Source organism: Intrasporangium sp., assembly GCF_032907665.1.
In the GTDB taxonomy this organism is placed as follows: Bacteria; Actinomycetota; Actinomycetes; order Actinomycetales; family Dermatophilaceae; genus Intrasporangium.
On record NZ_JAJJPG010000142.1, the window covers coordinates 1 to 3196 of the forward strand.

At 70.6% G+C, this 3196-nt stretch carries 5 protein-coding genes; all 5 read left to right on the forward strand.

Annotated features, from left to right (window positions below; genetic code table 11):
• On the forward strand, positions 1-530 hold a 530-nt coding region (locus tag LOY02_RS16135; protein ID WP_317183390.1), incomplete at its 5' end, for a Phenylacetic acid catabolic protein.
• Positions 527-835, forward strand: coding sequence for a 1,2-phenylacetyl-CoA epoxidase subunit PaaB (paaB, locus tag LOY02_RS16140; RefSeq protein WP_317183391.1), 309 nt, complete (start codon positions 527-529; stop codon positions 833-835). The genes LOY02_RS16135 and paaB, both read left to right, overlap by 4 nt.
• Before the next feature lie 68 nt (positions 836-903).
• Positions 904-1611 carry a 1,2-phenylacetyl-CoA epoxidase subunit PaaC gene (paaC, locus tag LOY02_RS16145; RefSeq protein ID WP_410505965.1) on the forward strand — a complete coding sequence of 236 codons (708 nt, stop codon included), beginning with the start codon at positions 904-906 and terminating at the stop codon, positions 1609-1611.
• Between the two features lie 5 nt (positions 1612-1616).
• The gene (paaD, locus tag LOY02_RS16150; RefSeq protein WP_317183393.1) at positions 1617-2126 is read left to right on the forward strand and encodes a 1,2-phenylacetyl-CoA epoxidase subunit PaaD; all 510 of its coding nucleotides are present in this window, start codon (positions 1617-1619) and stop codon (positions 2124-2126) included.
• Positions 2127-3196, forward strand: a 1070-nt coding sequence (gene paaE / locus LOY02_RS16155; RefSeq protein ID WP_317183394.1) for a 1,2-phenylacetyl-CoA epoxidase subunit PaaE, incomplete at its 3' end; no start/stop codon positions are given. It lies immediately after the preceding gene.

Below are 3196 nucleotides of genomic sequence, written 5' to 3' on the forward strand. Positions count from 1 at the left end.
GGCCCTACGCCCGCGCGATGATCCGCGTCTGCAAGGAGGAGAGCTTCCACCAGCGGCAGGGCTTCGAGATCCTGTGGAACCTCATGCGCGGCACCGAGGCGCAGCAGGCCATGGCCCAGGACGCGGCCAACCGGTGGTGGTGGCCGGCGCTGATGATGTTCGGCCCGCCCGACACCGGCGACGCGGCCGTCAAGGGCGGCCACACCGAGCAGTCCATGGCGTGGGGCATCAAGCGGTTCAGCAACGACGACCTGCGCCAGAAGTTCGTCGACATGATGGTGCCGCAGGCCGAGAAGCTCGGCGTCGTCCTGCCCGACCCCGAGCTGCGGTGGAACGAGGAGCGCGGGCACTACGACTTCGGCCAGATCGACTGGGACGAGTTCTGGCGCGTCCTGCGCGGCGACGGGCCGTGCAACGCCGAGCGGGTCGCCCATCGCCGCCGCGCCCATGAGGACGGCGCCTGGGTGCGCGAGGCCGCCAACGCCTACGCCCGCAAGCACGCCGACGAGCACTCGAGAGGAGCCGCGTGACCACGCACCCGGAACACCCCACCGAGAGGAGCTGGCCGCTCTGGGAGGTGTTCGTCCGTGGCAAGCGCGGCCTCTCGCACGTCCACGTCGGCTCGATCCACGCCCCGGACGCAGAGATGGCGCTGCGCAACGGCCGTGACCTCTACACGCGCCGACAGGAAGGCGTCTCGCTGTGGGTCGTGCGCGCCTCCGACATCGTCGCCAGCAGCCCCGAGGAGAAGGACTCCTTCTTCGACCCCGCGGCTGACAAGGTCTACCGCCACCCGTCGTTCTACGAGGTGCCCGAGGACGTGGAGTACCTGTGACGAGCGCGAGTGAGCCTGCAGCGCAAGGGAGCTCAGCGGCATACATCCTGGGCCTGGCGGACGACGCGATGGTCTACGCCCAGCGCCTCGCCGAGTGGATGACCAACGCCCCGCAGCTCGAGGAGGACATGGCCCTCGGCAACATCGCGCTCGACCTGCTCGGACAGGCCCGTGGGCTCTACCCCTACGTCGGGTCGCTCGACGGCACCGGCCGGGGCGAGGACGACTTCGCGATGATGCGTGACGAGCGCGACTGGCGCAACGTCCATCTCGTCGAACAGGAGCGTGGTGACTTCGGGCAGGAGATGGCCCGGATGCTGTGGTTCTCCACGTACCAGAAGCAGCTGTATGCCGCTCTGCTCGCTTCCAGCGACGGCGTCCTCGCGGGGGTGGCCGGGAAGGCCCTCAAGGAGGTTCGGTACCACTTCGACCACGCTGCCCAGTGGGTGGTGCGTCTCGGCGACGGCACCGAGGAGTCCCACCGGAGGATGCAGGCGGGCCTCGAGTGGGTCCTGCCCTACCTCCCCGAGCTGTTCCTCGACGACGACGCGTCGGTCGCGGCTGCCCAGGCCGGCGTCGGCGTCCTGCCGTCGTCGCTGCACGACGCGGTCGTCGCTTCGGTGGGCGCCGTCGTCGACCAGGCCACCTTGACGCTGCCTGACGAGCCGAGATGGCGGGCCAGGGGCGGACGCGAGGGGATCCACTCGAAGCCGATGGGTTACCTGCTGGCGGAGATGCAGCACATCGCCCGCTCCCACCCGGGCGCGACGTGGTGAGCCCCGTGGCGACCACGACCAGCAGCACCGCCGTCGCAGAGGCGATCTCCCGGATCCCTGACCCGGAGATCCCGGTGATCACCATCGCCGACCTCGGCATCCTCCGGGAGGTCGAGGTCGATGAGGAGGCGCGTCACGTCGTCGCGACCATCACGCCGACATACTCCGGATGCCCCGCCATGGAGGCGATCGCCGACCGCATCCGGTGGGAGGCCGAGGCCCTGGGCTACCGCGCCGACGTCCGGTCCCGGCTCTCCCCGGCATGGACGACCGACTGGATGACGGATGAGGGGAGGGCAGCGCTCGAGCGCTTCGGCATCGCTCCTCCCGGGAAGGTGGTCGAGGGCGGCGGTCGCGGTCCCGTTCCCGTCCAGCTCCAGCGGCATGTCGTCGTCTGTCCCCACTGCGGCTCGGAGGACACCACCGAGATCGCCCACTTCGGCTCGACCGCCTGCAAGGCCCTGCGCCGGTGCACCGTGTGCCGCGAGCCCTTCGATGAATTCAAGGCCATCTGAATGACTGACCTCACGACCGGGGGCGCCCCCGCCCCCGCCCGGCATGCGGCCCGCTTCCACGAGCTGACCGTCGCCGGCGTGGAGCGGCTCACCGACGAGTCCGTCGCCATCACCTTCACCGTCCCGCCGGAGCTCGCCGACGAGTACCGGTTCGAGCCCGGCCAGCACCTCACGATCCGCGCGACGATCGGCGGGGAGGAGGTGCGGCAGTCGTACTCGATCTGCCAGTCCCGGGCGACCGCGACGGCTGCGGGCACCCTCCGCGTCGCCGCGGCTCGCGTGCCGGAGGGCCGGATGTCGACGTGGCTCAACGAGGTCGTCGCCCCTGGGGACGTCCTCGAGGTGATGACCCCGCTCGGCAGCTTCACGTGCGCCACCGACCCGACCGCGACGCGACACCACGTCGCGATCGCTGCCGGCTCCGGTATCACCCCGGTGATGTCGCTGCTCGCGACGGCGCTGGAGGAGGAGCCGGCCTCGCGGGCCACGCTGCTCTTCGGCAACCGGAAGACGAGCTCGATCATGTTCCTCGAGGAGCTCGAGGACCTGAAGAACCGGTTCCCCGGCCGCTTCCACCTCGTCAACGTGCTCTCCCGCGAGCCCCAGGACGTCGAGCTCTTCAGCGGGCGGCTCGACCGGGAGCGGCTGGAGCGGATGTTCGCGACGCTCGTGCCGATCGAGTCCGTCGACGAGTGGTACCTCTGCGGTCCCTTCGGCCTCGTGACGGGCGCCGAGGCGCTGCTCAAGGAGCGCGGCGTCGACGCCCACCACATCCATCACGAGATCTTCCACGTCGACGACGGGACCGAGCCGAGACGCAGGGTGGTCGTCGACGAGTCGGCGCCCCCCGAGGCGACCGTCACCGTCAACCTCGACGGGCGGACGACCGTGGTCCCGATGCCGAGCCGCGAGGAGACGATCCTCGACGCCACCCTCCGATTGCGGCCCGACGCGCCCTACTCGTGCACCAACGGGGTCTGTGGCACCTGCCGCGCCAGGCTCGTCTCCGGCGAGGTGCGGATGGACCGCAACTACGCCCTCGAGCCCGACGAGGTCGAGGCCGGGATCGT